General features: G+C 73.9%; 13 protein-coding genes and 1 pseudogene. 7 read left to right on the top strand and 7 right to left on the bottom strand.

Annotation, left to right across the window (positions count from 1 at the left end):
- From AB0J67_RS32535 to AB0J67_RS32525, 3 genes and pseudogenes are all read right to left on the bottom strand, one after another.
- Positions 1 to 259: pseudogene (locus tag AB0J67_RS32535) on the bottom strand (deaminase); the annotation flags it as partial.
- A 171-nt stretch (positions 260 to 430) separates the two neighbouring features.
- Complete coding sequence (locus AB0J67_RS32530) at positions 431 to 985, bottom strand: hypothetical protein (RefSeq protein ID WP_363488080.1); 555 nt, start codon at positions 983 to 985, stop codon at positions 431 to 433.
- A gap of 61 nt (positions 986 to 1,046) precedes the next feature.
- Positions 1,047 to 2,177, bottom strand: coding sequence for an AI-2E family transporter (locus AB0J67_RS32525; RefSeq protein ID WP_363488078.1), 1,131 nt, complete (start codon positions 2,175 to 2,177; stop codon positions 1,047 to 1,049).
- A 93-nt stretch (positions 2,178 to 2,270) separates the two neighbouring features.
- On the opposite strand from AB0J67_RS32525, the gene AB0J67_RS32520 reads away from it, so the two are divergent.
- The 4 genes from AB0J67_RS32520 to AB0J67_RS32505 all read left to right on the top strand — a co-directional run bounded on the left by AB0J67_RS32520 (position 2,271) and on the right by AB0J67_RS32505 (position 8,598).
- A complete protein-coding gene (locus AB0J67_RS32520; protein ID WP_363488076.1) occupies positions 2,271 to 3,608 on the top strand; it encodes an efflux RND transporter periplasmic adaptor subunit in 1,338 nt (445 codons plus the stop codon).
- Complete coding sequence (locus tag AB0J67_RS32515) at positions 3,605 to 4,435, top strand: ABC transporter ATP-binding protein (RefSeq protein WP_363488074.1); 831 nt, start codon at positions 3,605 to 3,607, stop codon at positions 4,433 to 4,435. Before AB0J67_RS32520 ends, AB0J67_RS32515 begins: the two co-directional genes overlap by 4 nt.
- On the top strand, positions 4,432 to 5,616 hold the full coding sequence (locus tag AB0J67_RS32510) for an ABC transporter permease (RefSeq protein WP_363488072.1): 1,185 nt from the start codon (positions 4,432 to 4,434) through the stop codon (positions 5,614 to 5,616). Before AB0J67_RS32515 ends, AB0J67_RS32510 begins: the two co-directional genes overlap by 4 nt.
- 75 nt (positions 5,617 to 5,691) lie before the next feature.
- Entirely contained in the window at positions 5,692 to 8,598 is a 2,907-nt protein-coding gene (locus AB0J67_RS32505) for a BTAD domain-containing putative transcriptional regulator (protein ID WP_363488070.1), read from the top strand.
- A 172-nt stretch (positions 8,599 to 8,770) separates the two neighbouring features.
- Here the strand turns inward: AB0J67_RS32505 and AB0J67_RS32500 are convergent, their stop codons facing one another.
- On the bottom strand, positions 8,771 to 9,256 hold the full coding sequence (locus tag AB0J67_RS32500; protein ID WP_363488068.1) for an 8-oxo-dGTP diphosphatase: 486 nt from the start codon (positions 9,254 to 9,256) through the stop codon (positions 8,771 to 8,773).
- A 140-nt stretch (positions 9,257 to 9,396) separates the two neighbouring features.
- Between AB0J67_RS32500 and AB0J67_RS32495 the strand changes: the two genes are divergently transcribed.
- Together AB0J67_RS32495 and AB0J67_RS32490 are read left to right on the top strand one after the other, a co-directional pair.
- Positions 9,397 to 9,810: a heavy metal-binding domain-containing protein gene (locus AB0J67_RS32495; RefSeq protein ID WP_363488066.1), complete on the top strand. Its 414-nt coding sequence runs from the start codon at positions 9,397 to 9,399 to the stop codon at positions 9,808 to 9,810.
- Between the two features lie 67 nt (positions 9,811 to 9,877).
- Positions 9,878 to 10,717, top strand: coding sequence for a SigB/SigF/SigG family RNA polymerase sigma factor (locus AB0J67_RS32490; RefSeq protein ID WP_363488064.1), 840 nt, complete (start codon positions 9,878 to 9,880; stop codon positions 10,715 to 10,717).
- Here the strand turns inward: AB0J67_RS32490 and AB0J67_RS32485 are convergent.
- From AB0J67_RS32485 to AB0J67_RS32475, 3 genes are all read right to left on the bottom strand, one after another.
- A complete protein-coding gene (locus AB0J67_RS32485) occupies positions 10,714 to 12,810 on the bottom strand; it encodes a glycogen debranching N-terminal domain-containing protein (protein ID WP_363488062.1) in 2,097 nt (698 codons plus the stop codon). The two genes, AB0J67_RS32490 and AB0J67_RS32485, sit on opposite strands and share 4 nt — an antisense overlap.
- A complete protein-coding gene (locus AB0J67_RS32480) occupies positions 12,807 to 13,913 on the bottom strand; it encodes a glycosyltransferase family 4 protein (protein ID WP_363488060.1) in 1,107 nt (368 codons plus the stop codon). Before AB0J67_RS32480 ends, AB0J67_RS32485 begins: the two co-directional genes overlap by 4 nt.
- Before the next feature lie 318 nt (positions 13,914 to 14,231).
- A complete protein-coding gene (locus AB0J67_RS32475; protein ID WP_363488058.1) occupies positions 14,232 to 15,524 on the bottom strand; it encodes an MFS transporter in 1,293 nt (430 codons plus the stop codon).
- 70 nt (positions 15,525 to 15,594) lie between these two features.
- On the opposite strand from AB0J67_RS32475, the gene AB0J67_RS32470 reads away from it, so the two are divergent.
- Positions 15,595 to 16,560 carry a helix-turn-helix domain-containing protein gene (locus tag AB0J67_RS32470; protein ID WP_363488056.1) on the top strand — a complete coding sequence of 322 codons (966 nt, stop codon included), beginning with the start codon at positions 15,595 to 15,597 and terminating at the stop codon, positions 16,558 to 16,560.
- Positions 16,561 to 16,640 lie beyond the last annotated feature (80 nt).

Genomic DNA, 16,640 nt, shown 5'->3' with positions numbered 1-16,640 from the left:
CGTACTTGGGCAGCTCCTTGTAGGCGGCGTGGTCGTCGGAGTCGCGCCAGACCGGCGCGAACACCTCGTAGCTGCGGCGGCCGAACATCAGCGCGCCCGTCTCCGCGAGCTCCTCACCCTTGAGCGCGAAGGCCTCGGGCAGGAACTCGATGTCCTTGAACACCCAGCCCCCGCTGCGGTGCTCCTCGCCCGGCCCGCCGCCCGGCGAGTCCACGACGCCGTCGAGCGACATGAACGCCGTGTACACCAGTTCCCGCATGGTTGTTCTCCTCCTGGTCAGGCGACCCGGTCGCCTCGTCCGTCGAACGGCGGGCCGTCGCGTCGCGCTGACACGCCGCCGCAGGTCCGCTACGCCGACCCTATGCGGCGCCGGACCCTGCCGTCTTGTACGAAACCGACATGACGCGCGACCGGGGGCGAGCGTCCCCCGCTAGCAGGAGGTGACGGGGCGGACGCTGGCGACCGCGGCGAGGCGGATGGGCAGGGTCTGGCCGTCGGCGGTGGTGAGCCACAGGGTGCCGTCGGGCGCGCCCTCGGTGACCACGCCGCACGCGGTCACCCCGTTGCCGTCGCTGACCTCCACCGAGGCGGCGCTCTCGGCCGGCCACCACGCGGACAGGCCCGCGAACGCCATCAGCGCCACCGCGACGATGGTGGTGCGGATGCCCGAGCGCAGCTGACCGGCCATCGCCGCCGGGTCCGGTGCGACACCGGGGTCCGCGACCGGCCAGGCGACCTTGCCGACCATCACGATCGACCACAGCGCCATGACGAACGCGCCGACGGTGCTGGCCGTCGCCGTCCACTGCAGCCAGTCCGGGCCCGGGGCCTCGGCGCCCATCTTCAGCACGCCGCAGAAGCCGATGAAGCCGAGCACGCCGAGCTGGATGCCGTGCCAGCCGCGCGCCGACTCGGCGAGCCTGGCCAGCGGATCCGCACTGTCGGCAGTGGACGCGGCGGAGGGGAGGGTGGCGTCGGGATACATGCCGACAGTCATACCGCATGCACCGCCGCAGCGGAATGTCGGACTCCCGTCGCCGCCTGCCTCAGATGCGGTCCAGGTGCGGCAACGCGATCTTCCGCATGGTCAGCTGCACGCCCGCGACCACCGGGATGGCGATGAGCGCGCCGAGCGCCCCCAGCAGCACCGCGCCGATCAGCGCCGACAGGATCACCGCCAGGTCCGACACGTCCACCGAGCGCTTGAGCACCCGCGGCGCGATGAGCCAGTTCTCCACCTGCTGGTAGATGATGAAGAAGACCACGCAGGCGATGCCCGCGGTGCTCGAGTGCGCGAACCCGGCGATCACCACCACGACCGCGCCGAGCGTCGCGCCGATCTGCGGGATCAGGTCGCACACCGCCACCACCATGGCCAGCGCGAACGCGTACGACACCCCGAGGATCAGCAGGAACGCGAACGTGCTGATCCCGGCGACGAGCGCGATGGCCAGCGAGCCGAGCAGGTACGCCCCGATCTTCTCGAAGATCTCGTCGCCGATCTCGCGCGCGGTCTCGCGGCGCGACGCGGGGAACAGCCGGTAGAAGCCCTCCTTGAGCCGGGTCCACGCGGCCAGGAAGTAGATGGTGAGCACGAAGACGGTGAGCACGTTGAAGATGACGCCGAAGACGGCCTGCACCCCGCCCAGCGCACCGCCGAGCGCCTTGGTGATGTTCTCGTTGGTGGCCGCGCCCTTGAGCCGGTCGATGAGGTCGTAGCGCTGGCTGAGCTCGGCCACCTGCGGGTTCTTGTTGAGCTCGTCGAGGTAGCCGGGCAGGTTCGCGACCAGGTCGCTGGTCTGGGTGATCAGCGGCGGCGCGAGCGCGCCCAGGCCGCCGCACGCCACCAGCACGCAGGCCAGCGCGACCGCCGTCACGGCGAGGCCGCGCGGCAGGCCGCGCCGCTGCAGCCAGGCCACCGCCGGGTGCAGTCCGATCGCGAGGAACAGCGCCGCGAGCATCAGCAGCAGCACCGACAGCGTCTCGCGGACGGCCCAGGTCAGCACGAGAGCGCACATGAGCCCGAGACCGCCGAGGAACCCGACCGTGAAGACGTGCCGGTTGCGGCGCGCCATGCGCGCGTCCGGCGTGTCCGGGTCCACCGCGGGCCTGCGCTGGGCGGGCGGCTGCGCGCTCGTCTCCGCCTGCGTGTTCGTCTCCGCCTGAGCCTCAGCCATCGGGCACCTCCGCCCAAGAGAGTGCCACATGCCACTGCTCGGGCATCACCCTGCATCTGGCCAGGCTTGCCGGTGCTCACTAGGCTCGCCTGAGTGCGACCCCTCTTCGACCGCACCACCCGCCCCGCGCTCGTTCTCGGCGCGATCGCCCTGCTCATCACGCTGACCGCGGCGTCCTGTGAGGACGCTCCCGACGTGGGCCTGGCCGACGTCGGCCGATCGACCGTCAGCGAGCTGGTCGACGCCCCCGCCTCGGTCACCGCCCGGGCGGCCGTGACACTGACCGCGCCCGCCGACGGCACCCTGGCCCGCCTCGCCGTCACCCCGGGCCAGCAGGTCGCCAAGGGCCAGGTGCTCGCCGTGGTCGACTCGCCCGCCGCGCGGACCCGGCTGCGCCAGGCCAAGCAGGCGCTGGACGCGGCGAAGCGCTCCGGCGGCGCGCCCCGGGTCGACCTCAGCGCCGCCCGGCGCAAGCTGGACAAGGCCGCGCGCGACGCGTTCGACCAGGCCCGCACCGCCGCCGAGCAGATCGCCGACCCGGCCGTGCGCGACGCGCTGCTGACGCACATCACCGCCGCCGAGACCGGCTACCGGCAGGCGTCGGCGGGCGTCGCGTCGGCCGCCGACGCGGTGCAGCGCGGGGTCGCCTCGCTCGGCTCGGCCATGCAGGCGCTCGGCTCCGCGCAGAAGCTGCAGGCGCAGCAGGCGTACGACCTCGCGAAGGCGACCGTCACCGCCCTGACCCTGCGCGCGCCGCTCGCCGGGGTGGTGCAGCTCGGCGGCACCTCCTCGGCCGCGGCCGGCGCCCCCGACCTGAGCAGCCTGCTCGGCGGCATGGGCGCCGGCGTGCCGACCGGAGCCGCCGGGCCCGTCGCCGCACCCGCCGGGGTCGCGTCGGCGCCCGCGGTCGGCGCCCCGATCACCACCGGCACCGCCGTGGTGACCGTCGTCGACACCAGCGAGCTGGGCGTCGTCGCGGAGGTCGACGAGACCGACATCCTGCTGGTACGCACCGGCATCGGCGCCGACGTGGAGCTGGACGCGGCGCCCGGCGTGCGCTACCCGGCGACGGTCGGCGCGATCGACGTGCTGCCCACGCCGAACAGCCGCGGCGCGGTGGCGTACCGGGTGCACCTGACACTGCAGGTGCCGGCGGACGCGCCGGCTCCCCGTCCGGGGATGAGCGCGGTGGCGCGGCTGCAGGTGCGCCAGGCCGCCGACGCGGTCGCGGTGCCCGCGGCGGCCGTGTTCGCCTGCGACGGCAAGGACTGCGTCTGGGTGCGCGACGCCGCGGGCCGGGCGCAGCGGCGCCCCGTGGTGATCGGCGCGTCCGGCGCGGACACGCTGCAGGTCACCGAGGGCCTGACCGGGGGCGAGCGGATCGTGGTGCGCGGCGTCGACCTGGTTGCCGAAGGCGACGAGCTGCCGTGACCGGGCCTGCCATCGAGGCGATCGGGGTGGCGCGCACGTACGCGATGGACGGGGTGAGCGTGACCGCGCTGCGCGGGGTGACCCTCACCATCGGGCACGGCGAGCACGTGGCGATCGTCGGGCCGTCCGGCTCCGGCAAGTCCACGCTGATGCACCTGCTCGGCGGCCTGGACCAGCCCAGCGAGGGCGCGCTGCGCATCGGCGGGCGCGACGTGGCCGGGCTGACCGCGGCGGAGATGGCGCACCTGCGCAACGCCACCATCGGCTTCGTGTTCCAGGCGTTCCACCTGCTGGCCCGCACCAGCGCGCTGGACAACGTGGCGCTGCCGCTGGTGTACCGCGGCCTGGGCGCCAGGGAGCGGCGGGCGAAGGCCGCGGCGATGCTGGCGAAGGTCGGCCTCGGCCACCGGATGGACCACAAGCCCAACCAGATGTCCGGCGGCGAGCAGCAGCGGGTCGCCATCGCGCGGGCCCTGGTCACCGAGCCCGCCGTGCTGCTGGCCGACGAGCCCACCGGCAACCTGGACTCCGCCACCGGCGCGGCCGTGCTGGAGCTGCTGGAGCGGCTCAACCTCGACGACGGGGTGGCGGTGGTGCTGGTGACCCACGACCGTGAGGTGGCCGCGCGGGCGCGCCGCCAGATCACGATGCGCGACGGGGTCGTGGTCTCCGACAGCGCCGCGCCGAAGGCGGCCCGTCCGGACGACCCGCCCGTATCGCGGGCCGCCGGCGACCCACCGCCGGCGCCCGACCGTGGCATTCCGCACCAGCGCACCTCCGGACCGGGCGAGCACCCCGGAGACGACGGCGGGGAGGCGGGCCGGTGAGGCTGGCGGAGGCGTGGCGGGTCGCGCTGGACGCGCTGCGGGCCAACCGGCTGCGCAGCATGCTGACCATGCTCGGCATGGTGATCGGCGTCGCCGCCGTGGTGATCCTGGTGGCGCTGGGCACCGGCACCAAGAACGAGGTGCAGGCGCAGGTCGAGGGGCTGGGCTCGAACCTGCTCATCGTCGTGCCCGGCCAGGTCAGCCTCAACGCCGCGCCCGCGGTGTCGCGGCTGGACCAGTCCGACCTGGACGCGGTGATCCGCATCGTCGGCTCCCGGGACCGGGTCGCGGTGTCGCTGACCTCTGGCGAGAGCGTCCGGGCGGGGCAGCGCTCGGCGTTCACCAGCGTGCTCGGGGTGCTGGAGACGACGCCGAAGGTGTTCCTGCGCGACCTGCGCACCGGCGCCTACCTCACCCGCACCGACGTGGAGACCGGGCGCCGGGTCGCGGTGCTGGGCGACTCGGTCGCCCGGGGGCTGTTCGGCGAGCGCGACCCCGTCGGGCAGCAGGTCACCATCGCCGGGGTGCGGTTCCGGGTGATCGGCGTGTTCGCCCCGCTCGGGCAGAGCCTGGGCGTGGACCGCGACAACGAGGTGCACGTGCCGCTGACCACCGCGCAGCGGCTGCTGGCCACCAAGCGGGTGGACGCGTTCGCGGTCAAGGCGCCCGACGCGGCGACCATCGACCGCCTCGGCGACGACATCGTCGCCGAGCTGTCCCGCCGCCACCCCGACGAGCAGTTCAGCGCGGTCACCCAGGAGCAGATCCTCGGCGCGCTCGGCGACATCCTGGGCGTGCTCACCGCCGTGCTGGCCGCGATCGCCGGCATCTCGCTGCTGGTCGGCGGGGTCGGCGTGTCCAACATCATGCTGGTGTCGGTGCGCGAGCGCACCCGCGAGATCGGGCTGCGCAAGGCGCTGGGCGCCCGGCCGCGCGACATCGGGGTGCAGTTCCTGCTGGAGGCGGTGCTGCTGACCACGACCGGCGGCCTGCTCGGCATCGCCCTGGGCATCGGAGTGTCGCTGGCCGTGGCGGCGCTGAGCCCGGTGCCCGCGGCGCTGACCTGGTGGTCGGTGGCGCTGGCCTTCGGAGTCTCCTGCGCGGTCGGCATCGTGTTCGGGGTCGCGCCCGCGCAGCGGGCGGGCAGGCTCGACCCGGTCGTCGCGCTGCGTACCGACTGACGGGAACGCCGTCGGACGCCTGGCGCGGCCTCCGTACGCTTACCGGGTTCACCAGTCATTACGGGGAGTGACAGCGTGCCGGTCGTGTTTCGCCTGCTCGGGCCGCTCGCCCTGGGCGCTGACGGCGGCCCGGCCGGGATCAGCGTGCCGAAGATCCGGTGCATGCTGGCGGTGCTGCTGCTCGACGCCGACCAGGTGGTGAGCCTGGACCGGCTCAGCGACGAGCTGTGGGGCGAGGACCCGCCCCGCTCGGCGGTGGCCAACCTGCGCTCCTACGCCTCCGTGCTGCGCCGGACCCTGACGGCCGCGGGCCTGGACCCGGACCGGCTGGTCACCACGCCCGGCGGCTACCGCCTGCTGGTCCACCCCGGGGAACGCGACGTCGACGTGTGGCGCGACGCCGCCGACGACGGCCTCGCCGCGCTCGCCGCGGGACGCCCCGAGGAGGCGGCACGCCGGATCGGCACGGCGCTCGCCTGCTGGCGCGGCCCCGCCCTGGCGGACGTGCCGGCCGGGGCGATGCTGTCGGCCAGGGCCACGGCGCTGGACGAGCTGCGGGTCGCGCACACCGAGGAGCTGTTCGAGGCGCGCCTGCTGGCCGGCGAGGGCACCGCGCTGGTCGTGCCGCTGCGCGAGCACCTGGCCGCACATCCCACCCGCGAGCGAGCGTACGAGCAGCTCATGCGCGTGCACTACGGCGCCGGTGACACCGCGTCCGCCCTGGACACCTACCGGTCGGCGCGGCGGGAGCTGGCGGACCGGCTGGGGCTGGAGCCCGGCCCGGGGCTGCGGCGTACGCACAGCGCGGTCCTGCGCCGCGACCCCGCGCTGGCGCCCGCCCCACCCGCGCCCGGCCCGGTCCCACGCCAGCTGCCGCCCGACACGACCGTGCTGGTCGGACGCGACGGCGAGCTGGCCGCGCTGGAGGCGTCCGGCGCGCACCTGCGCAACATCCACGGCCCCGGCGGGGTGGGCAAGTCGGCGCTGGCCCTGCGGCTGGCGCACCGGCTCGCCCCCGGCTACCCGGACGGCCAGCTCTACCTCGACCTGCTCGGGTCCAGCCCCCGGCTGACGCCGCTCAGCCCGGCGGAGGTGCTCGGCCGGTTCCTGCGCGCGCTCGGCACGCCGGAGCCGGAGGTGCCCTCCGAGCAGGCCGAGGCGGCCGCGCTGTTCCGCAGCCACCTGGCCACCCGCCGCATGATCGTGGTGCTGGACAACGCGGTCGACGCCGCGCAGGTCCGCCCGCTGCTGCCCGGCGGCGGCGGCACCCTGGTGCTGGTGACCAGCCGCCGCGCGCTCAGCTCCCTGGACGGGGCGTTCCTGCTCCCGCTCGACGTGCTCCGCGACGCCGACGCCGCGCTGCTGCTGGACCGGATGGTGGGCGCCCGCGCCGGGGACGCCCGCAGCGCGGCGGTGCTGGCGAAGCTGTGCGGGGGCCTGCCGCTCGCGCTGCGCATAGCCGCGGCGCGGCTGGTGGCCCGCCCCGACTGGTCGGCGGCCGACCTGGTGGACCGGCTCGTCGACGAGCAGGGCCGGCTCGACGAGCTGCACATCGACGACATGGCGGTGCGCTCGTGCTTCCATGCCAGCTACCGCGCCCTGGACGGCAGCGCCGCACGGGCGTTCCGGATGGCGGGCCTGGCCCGCGTGCCGCGGCTGAGCGCGCCCGCGGTGGCGGCCATGCTCGACCTGCCGCGCGGCGCGGCGGCCGCGGCCCTGGACCGGCTCGTCGACGCCCGCCTCCTGGAGGTCGACGACGGCGCCTACCGGCTGCACGACCTGCTGCGCCTGTACGCCGCCGAGTGCGCGTTCGAGCAGGACGACCCGTCCGGACGCGAGGCGGCGCTGCACCGGTTGCTCGTCTACTACGTGACCACGGCCCGGCGGGCGGTGTTCGCCGTCTACGGCCTCGACCGGCCCCTCGATCCGGCACTGGACGCCCCAGCCGGGCCCGGTGTGCCCACTGTGGAGACCCCTGAACAGGCCGGGCAGTGGCTGGACGCCGAGCTGCCCAGCGCGTATGCCGTCGCGGCGCAGGCCGCCGAGGCCGGCCCGGCCGGGCGCCGCTACCCGGCGAACCTGCTGCGCGTGGCCGGGCACTACGTGCTGCGCCGCAACCGCGACGAAGGACGGCGCCTCGCGCTGCTCGCCCTGGCGGTGCACGACCCGCGGCACGACCCCGCCTCCGAGGCGCTGGCCCGCGTCCACCTCGGGCAGTACTACAACTACGAGGGCCGGTTCGACGAGGCGTACGCGTCGCTGACCGCCGCGCTGTCGATCTGGCGCCGCCTCGACGACGCTGACGGCCTGGCCGCCGCCTCCAACGCCCTGGGCAACCTGTGCACCAAGCGGGGCGCGCCCGCCGAAGGGCTGGAGCACTTCCGGGTCAGCCTGGACGCGCTGCGCCGGCTGGGCAACCGCAGCCTGGAGGCGGCCGTGCTGAACAACGTCGCCGAGCTGCTGGTGTCGCAGCAGCGCTACGCCGAGGCGGTCGTCCACCTGCGGCAGGCGCTGGCGGTCGTGCGCGGACCGCAGCGGGCGCTGGTCGTCCCGATGGCACTGTGCTCGCTGGGGGTGCTGCACACCTACACCGGCGACGTCCGTGCCGCGCTGCGGTGCCACGCCCGGAGCCTGGCGCTGGCGCGCGCGATCCCCGACCCCCGGTACATCGCCGACGTGCTGCTGTGCCGGTCGGAGACGTACCTGCGGGTGCGGCGCCCCGATCTGACCAGGACCGACGCCGGGCTGGCGCTGCACGAGGCCACCACCTCCGGCGACCCGGTCCGGCAGGGCGCGGCCCTGCGGCAGATCGGCAAGGCGCAGGCCGCGGTCGGTGACCGGGCGGGCGCCGCGGTCTCCTTCGCGCAGGCCGCGCGCCTGTTCCAGCAGCACGCCCCGTCGTACGAGCTCATGGTGGAGACGTTCCTCGCGGGCGAGGACCCCGCCCTGCCGCGTCCGCCCCGCGGTGATCGCCGCCGGTGACGGTCCGGCCCTCTCGCACCCTCCGTAGGCAGCCCGCGCTGCCAGCGTGAGATGGCCGGACCGTCACCGCCGCGCCGCGGACCGCCCCCGTGCGGCGCGGTGCCTGAACTCTAGTACGCGCGGCATACAGCGGCCGATATATCGACATATCCGAGTGGGTGCCGCGGGGCGGTCAGCGCAGGTAGCTCCAGCTGACCATCTCGCCGGCGCGGTAGGGCATGACGCCGTGGAACGGGCGCGGGTCGTCGTCGAAGACCATCGGCAGCCACTGCCGGTCGCTGGCCCACATCGGCACCTCGAACAGCCGCTCCCGGGGCACCCAGCGCAGGGTGCCCTCGTGGTTGCCCTGGTGCGCGTCGCCGGTGTACGCGTCGACCCGGAACACGAACCCGAACCAGTCCTCGCCGCCGCGGCCGAACCCCGGCCACGACACCGTCCCGCGCAGCGACAGCCGCTCGGCGACCAGGCCGGACTCCTCCCGCACCTCGCGCTTGACGCCGGTGAGCACGTCCTCGTCGCGCTCGACCCGGCCGCCCAGGCCGATGTGCTTTCCGAAGTGGATGTCGTCGGGCCGCTTGTCGCGGTGCAGCAGCAGCACGCTCGCGCCGTCCGGGGAGAGCACGTACGCGAGGGTGGCGATGATCGGCGTGAGCGGCATGAGGTGCATCGTCGCACGCCTCCGGAGCGCTGCCCCTTCTGCCCCATTAACACAAAAAGGTGGTTAATGAGTACCGCATGATGATGTTTTCATTCACGATGGACATAACACCTTTATCGGACTTACCAGGAGGTGGTGTCATGAGGGATGCCGTCAACCGCGGGGGCGTATTGGTCGTCACCACGGACCAGCTGCCGGGATACGTGGTCAGGACGGTCTTCGGGGAGGTGCTGGGCCTGTCCGCGCGGACGCTCAGCCCGTACACCGAGGGCTTCAAGAACGTGAACGACGGCACGGGCGTCAGCATGGACGTGCGCATCCACATGCTGACCGAGTGCCGGCTGGAGGCCGTCGACCGGATGGCGCGCGTCGCGCTGCGCCTGGGCGCCAACGCGGTGCTGGCCATGCGGTTCGACCACCGGCAGGTCACCGAGTCGTGGGTGGAGATCTGCGCGTACGGCACCGCGGTGCAGGCGGAGGTGGCCCCGCTGCCCCGCCCTAGAAAGCCGGCAACCTCCGCGCCGGCGAACGACATGTCGCTAAAATCCGCATAGATGCTGCTGAGGGCCGACGACAGCCGCCACGACGGCGGCGCGACGGCGTGACCAGCGGATGGCGGCGATGAGCATTCGTGCTGACGCGTTGACGATCGAACCTGAGCCGAGCGCCGGTTCCCGCGAGCCGGTGGGCGAGGCGTGGACCGCCGAGCGGGACCGCCGGGTCTCCGTGGCGCTGGCCCGGCTGCGCCGCCTGCCGCCCGGCGACCCGGCCCGCGAGCGCGCCCGCGACGCCGTCATCCACGCCGGGATGCCGCTGGCCCGGCGTCTGGCCCGGCGCTTCAGCTTCCGTGGCGAGGACCACGACGACCTCGTCCAGGTGGCGCTGCTCGGCCTGATCAAGTCCGTGGACCGCTACGACAGCAGCCACGGCGTCCGGTTCGAACACTTCGCCGCCCCGACCATGCTCGGCGAGCTGCGCCGGCACTTCCGCGACCGGGGCTGGGCGATGCACGTGCACCGCCGCCTGCAGGAGCTGCACCTGGAGATCAGCCGCGCGGTGCCGCAGCTGTGCCAGGCCCTGCAGCGCACGCCCGACGTGCGCGACCTCGCCACGCACCTGGGCCGGGCCGAGACCGACATCCGCGACGGCCTCGAATGCGCCCACGCGTACGCCGTCAGCTCGCTCAACAGCGTGGTGCGCAGCGGCAGCGGGTTCGCCGAGCTCGGCGAGCTGCTGGGCGAGCAGGACGCGCGGCTGGAGTCGCTGCCCGACCGGCAGGCCATCCAGGCCGCGGTCGCCACGCTCGCACCGCGCGACCAGCAGATCCTCGCGCTGCGCTTCTGCGGCGACCTGACCCAGGCCGAGATCGCGCAGCGGCTCGGCCTGTCCCAGATGCACGTGTCCCGGCTGCTGGCCCGCTGCCTGCAGCAGCTGCGCCAGGCCCTGGAAGGCCGCCTCTAGCCGCTGGTGGCCGGAGGCTCTGGCAGGCCGCGCACCTCCGCCTCGGTGCCCGACGCCGTGATCTTCAGCAACGCGTTGCCGAACGGCAGCCGGTCCAGCGTCAGGGTGCCCCACTCCTGCGGCAGCCTCGGCCGCAGCACCAGGTTGCCCCGGGGCACGTCCATGTCCAGGCCGAGGAACGCGCGCACGATCAGCAGCGGCGCCGCGCTCGCCCACGCCTGCGGCGAGCACGAGGTCGGGTACGGCACCGGCGGGTGGAACTGGTCGGCCGAGAAGCCGCAGAACAGCTCGGGCAACCGCCCGCCGAACGCCGTCGCCGCCCGCAGCAGCCCGTCGGTGAGCCGGTGGGCCAGCTCGACCGCGCCGGGGACGTGGGCGTAGCGCATCAGGCCCGCCACGCACAGCGCCGTGTCGTGCGGCCACACCGACCCGTTGTGGTAGCTCATCGGGTTGTACGCGCCCATCCGGTCCGACAATGTGCGCAGGCCGTACCCGCTGTCCATGTCGGGCTCGGCCAGCCGGGCGATCAGCCGCTCGGCGTGCTCGTCGGTGACGATGCCCGTCCACAGGCAGTGCCCGGGGTTGCTGCTCATGGCGTCCATCTGCCGCTTGCGCCCGTCCAGCGCGATCGCGAAGAAGCCCTCGTCGTGCAGCCAGAACGCCTCGGCGAACCGGTCGCGCAGCTTCTCTGCCCGCTGGCGGCAGTTCTCCGCCACCGTGGGCTCGCCGAAGGCGTCGGCGAGATCGGCCCGGGCCAGCCACGCCGCGTACGCGTACCCCTGCACCTCGGCCAGCGCGATGGGCGGCTCGGCGATCTGGCCCGCCGCGTCGTTGACGCCGTCCCAGCTGTCCTTCCAGCCCTGGTTGAACAGGCCGCGGTCGGTGGCCCGCTGGTACTCGACGAACCCGTCGCCGTCGCGGTCGCCGAAACCGTCGATCCAGGACAGCACCGCGTCGGCGGCGGGCAGCAGCGCGCGCACGTCGGTCTCGGCCGCGCCCCACCGCCACGCCTCCCCCAGCAGCGACACGAACAGCGGGCTGGCGTCGATGGTGCCGTAGTAGTGGGAGCCGCCCAGCGCCGACGTGCTCTGCGGGCCGAGCCGCAGCTCGTGCAGGATCCGGCCGGGCTCCTCCTCGGTGGACGGATCGGCCTGCCGGCCCTGCAGCGCGGCGAGGGTGTGCAGCGTGCCGACCGCCAGCTTCGGATCCAGCGGAAGCGTCATCCACGAGGTGAGCAGGCTGTCCCGGCCGAACAGGGTCATGAACCACGGCGCGCCCGCGGCCACGAACGTCTGCCCCTGGTCCTCGCCGGTCGCGATGCGCAGCGCGTCCAGGTCGCGGACGCTGCGCCGCAGCACGTGGTTCAGCTCCTGGTGCTGCGCCCGGATGGAGGTGACGTTCTTGCGCCACGAGTGCGCCTCGACCTCCTCCGGCGCCAGGTGGTCGCGGAAGCGCGGCTCGATCCGGCGGCTCTCCACCACCGGGTGCACCACGATCTCGGTCCGCCACACGTCCCGCGCCGGGATCACCACCTGCCAGCTCAGCCCGTTGTGGGTGCTGGTGGGCTCGCCGGTGGCGTGCACGAGCAGCCCGCGCGAGCCGTCCGGGCGGCTGAACACCAGGTTCACCCCGCTGGCCGTGGCGTGCGTGGCCGAGCCGCCCGCGTGCCCCTCCTTCACCGCGAACAGGTCCGCGAAGTCGGAGTCGACGTGCAGCTCCAGGTGCACCAGGGTGGCCTCGCGGCCCACGTTGGTCAGCGTGACGACCTCGCGCATACCCTCGCCGACGCTGCGCTCGCGCACCACCAGCAGGGTGCTGTCGGCGTGCCCGGCCGCCGGCGGGCGGCGCAGCATGAACCGGGCCGCGTAGGCGTCGGAGTCGACCACCGACAGCGGCTGCGGCGTCTGGCCGTCGACGCGCAGCTGCCAGCGGGAGATGATCCGGGTGTCCCGGAAGAACAGCCCCTGCGCGCCCCCGGGCTCCATGTCCCCGCTGGGCGCGCAGATGCTGAACGTGGTGCCCTCGACGATGGTGACCTGACCCTGGCCGTGCGGCACCGGGTCGCCCGCGTTCAGCGGTGCCGGAGCCGTCACCGCTCACCCGCCGAGGTCAACCGGCCCGAGCGCACCGCGAGCCGGCCGCCGCGCGCGGCCGACTGCGGCCGCCGCCGCTCCGCCAGCACTGCCCGGTACGCCTGGACGTATCCCATCGCCATCCGCTCGTCGCTGAAGCGCCGCACCACGTGCTCGCGGCACTCGGCCGGGTCCAGCTCCACCACCGTGCGCAGCGCGTCCGGCAGCTGCCCCGGCTCGTCGCAGACGAACCCGCTCACCCCGTCGGCCACCACCTCGGGCACCGCGCCCGCGCGCAGCGCCACCACGGGCGTGCCGCAGACCATCGACTCGATCATCACCATGCCAAAAGGTTCCTCCCACTGCACAGGAAACAGCAGACAGCGGGCATTTGCCAGCAACTCGCGCTTGAGTGTCGCGTCGGCGATGCCGATCATGTCGTCGTGCGGCCCGAGCAGCGGCTCGACCTGCTCGGCGAAGTACTTCTTCTCCGCGGTCTCGGCGCACTTGCCGGCCAGGATCAGCGGCAGCCCGGCCTCGTGCGCGGCCAGCACCGCGGTGTGGGCGCCCTTGTCGGCGTTGAACCGGCCCAGGAACAGCGCGTAGTCCTTCTTCTCACGCTGGAACGGCCAGTCCTGCGGGCGCAGCCCGTTGTGCACGACGCCGCACCAGTTCAGCTCGGGCGCGAGCGCGCGCTGCCGGTGGCTGATCGCCACCAGCGACAGGTCGCGGTCCAGCGTGCGGTAGTAGCCGCGCAGCTCGGAGTCGACCGGGCCGTGCACGGTGACGACCGTCGGCAGGCCCATCATGTCGTACGCCGGTGCGTTGAGCGGCCCGGCGAACGTGTGGTCGTGGACGACGTCCACCTCGCCGGCCGCGACCAGGTTCTCCACCACCCGGCGGGTCAGCGTCGCATAGATGATCTCGGGTCCAGGCTCGCCCAGTCGCTCCGGGACGGCCTGCTCCCACACCTGCCAGAACCGGGCCGCGGTGCCGTCACGTCCGGCGCCGATCACCGTGACCTTGTGGCCGAGGTCGACCAGCGCGTTCGCGAGATCGGCGATGACCGCCTCGATCCCGCCGTAGGCGGCGGGCGGGATGTCGAAGTATGGCGGCGCCACCATCGCTATCTTCAGCGGTGCGTTGCCGTTGGCAGGCAGGGTGCTCTGCACCCTGGCGAGATGTTCCGGCGGAGTACCCGCCTTCACCAGCGTGGTAATCACGACGAGTCACATACCCGATCTACCCGCATTCCATGCATGCCGGGCACCGCTAACACGCAGAAAGGCAGCTCTGCACCGTTTCGACCTCTCTCGGACCGGCCTGGGCACCGTTTCGGGTCACCTCCGCCGCGGGCGAGCCCCACCCCCGTGGGTCACCCTCCGCTTCGAGTGAGCCCTCATCCGGCGGGTCGCCACGCGCGGGTGAGCCGGCGCCCCGTGTCAGGAGGCCAGGCGCCAGCGCCGCGCGACACCCGGCCGGGTGATCGCCACCGACATCGCGGTCGCCGCCAGCGACAGCAGCCCGGCGCCGTAGAACGCCGTCGCGTACGAGCCCGAGCTGTCCCGGATCACGCCCGCGACCAGCGCGATCGCCGCCGCGCCGAACTGGTGCGAGGCGAACACCCAGCCGAACACGATCGGCCCGGACTCGCCGAAGTGCCGGCGGCACAGCGCGATCGTCGGCGGCACCGTGGCCACCCAGTCCAGCCCGTAGAACAGGATGAACACCAGCATGCTCGGGTGCGGGTCGGCAGCGAACAGCCCCGGCAGGATCATCAGCGACAGCCCGCGCAGCGCGTAGTAGACGCCCAGCAGCCACCGCGGGTCGAAGCGGTCGGTGAGCCAGCCCGAGGCGATGGTGCCCGCGATGTCGAAGATGCCGACCAGCGCCAGCAGGCCCGCCGCGGTCGTCGTCGGCATGCCGTGGTCGTGCGCGGCCGGGATGAAGTGCGTGCCGACCAGCCCGTTGGTGGTCGCCCCGCAGATCGCGAACCCGCCGGCCAGCAGCCAGAACGTCCGCGTACGCGCCGCGTCGCGCAGCGCCCCCAGGGCTCGCCGGGCCGCGCCCGTGCTCACCGGCGGGGCGGGCACGGGCTCGTCGGGATCGGCGCCGTACGCCGTGGTGCCGATGTCGGCCGGGCTGTCCCGCAGCAGCCACCACACCAGCGGCACCACCAGCAGCGCGGAACCCGCCACGGTCAGCGCCGCGACCCGCCAGTCGTAGGACTGCACCAGCGAGGCCAGCAGCGGCAGGAACACCAGCTGCCCGGCCGCGCCGCCCGCGGTCAGCACCCCGGTCACCAGCCCCCGGTGCCGCACGAACCAGCGGTTGGTGAAGGTCGCCACGAACGCCAGCGCCATCGAGCCGGTGCCCAGCCCGACCAGCAGCCCCCAGCACAGCACGAGCTGCCAGCTCGCGGACATGAACACGGTCAGCCCGCTGCCCGCGGCGACCAGCAGCAGCGCCCCGGCCACCACCCGGCGCATCCCGAAGCGCTCCATCAGCGCGGCGGCGAACGGCGAGGTCAGCCCGTAGAGCACCAGGTTGACCGAGACCGCCAGCGAGATGGTGCCCCGCGACCAGCCGAACTCCTGCTGCAGCGGGTCGATCAGCACCCCGGGGGTGGCCCGGAACCCGGCCGCGCCCACGATGGCGACCAGCGCCACCGCCGCCGCGGCCCAGGCCAGATGCTGCCTTCTCGCCTGCTTCACCCTGTCTTCCAGCAACGTCACCAGGCCATCGTGCAAGATCTCTCAGTCGGCCGACAGTGGCCTGAACGCCACTATGTGAAAGAATCGAGCCATGACCGCCCGCCACCGCGTCGCCGTCCTCGCCCTCGACGGCGTCATGGCGCTCGACCTCGGCATCCCCAGCCAGGTGTTCGGCTGCGCCACCGACAGCGCCGGGCACCGGCTCTACGAGACCCGGATCTGCTCGCCCGACGCCCGCCCGGTCCGCTGCAACGCCGGGTTCACCGTCCAGCCCGACCACGGCCTCGACCTGCTCGACTGGGCCGACACGGTGATCGTCCCCGGCATCCACCGCGAGCGCCTGCACGACTTCACCGGCAGCCCCACCATCGCCGCGCTGCGCGCCGCCCACGACGCCGGCAAGCGGATCATGTCCATCTGCACCGGGGCGTACGCGCTGGCCGCCGCCGGGCTGCTCGACGACCGCCCCGCCGCCACGCACTGGGCCTACGCCGAGGACTTCCGCGGCCGCTTCCCGCAGGTCAAGCTCGACGCCGAGGTCCTGTTCATCGACGACGGAGACGTGCTCACCTCCGCCGGCGTCGCCGCCGGGCTCGACCTGTGCCTGCACGTGGTCCGCCGCGACCACGGCAGCGACGTCGCCAACCGGGCCGCCCGCCGCTGCGTCGTCGCCCCCTGGCGCGACGGCGGCCAATCCCAGTTCATCGAGCGCCCGCTGCCCGCAGCCGGGGACGCCTCCACCGCCGCCACCCGCGACTGGGCGCTCGCCCGTCTCGGCGAGCCGCTCGACCTCGACCAGCTCGCCCGGCACGCGCGGATGAGCGTACGCACGTTCACCCGCCGCTTCCGGGACGAGACCGGCCTGTCCCCCGGCCGCTGGCTCACCCAGCAGCGCGTCGAGCACGCCCGCCACCTGCTGGAGAGCACCGACCTCCCCGTCGACCAGGTCGCCGACCGGGCCGGCTTCGGCACCGCCGTCTCGCTGCGCCAGCACCTGCGCGCCTCCATCGGCACCGCCCCGCTCGCCTACCGCCGCACCTTCCGTACCCCCGCCTGACGGTCTCGCCCCTGGTTTTACATATACGTTGGCCTATCTGGATGAACTTGATCTACGTTTTGTCATCCAGATAGGCCAAC

It is taken from the genome of Catellatospora sp. NPDC049609, from assembly GCF_040675365.1.
Classification (GTDB): Bacteria; Actinomycetota; Actinomycetes; order Mycobacteriales; family Micromonosporaceae; genus Catellatospora.
The sequence above is the reverse complement of the archived record's forward strand: the minus strand, read 5'-3'. Positions and strand labels throughout refer to the sequence as shown.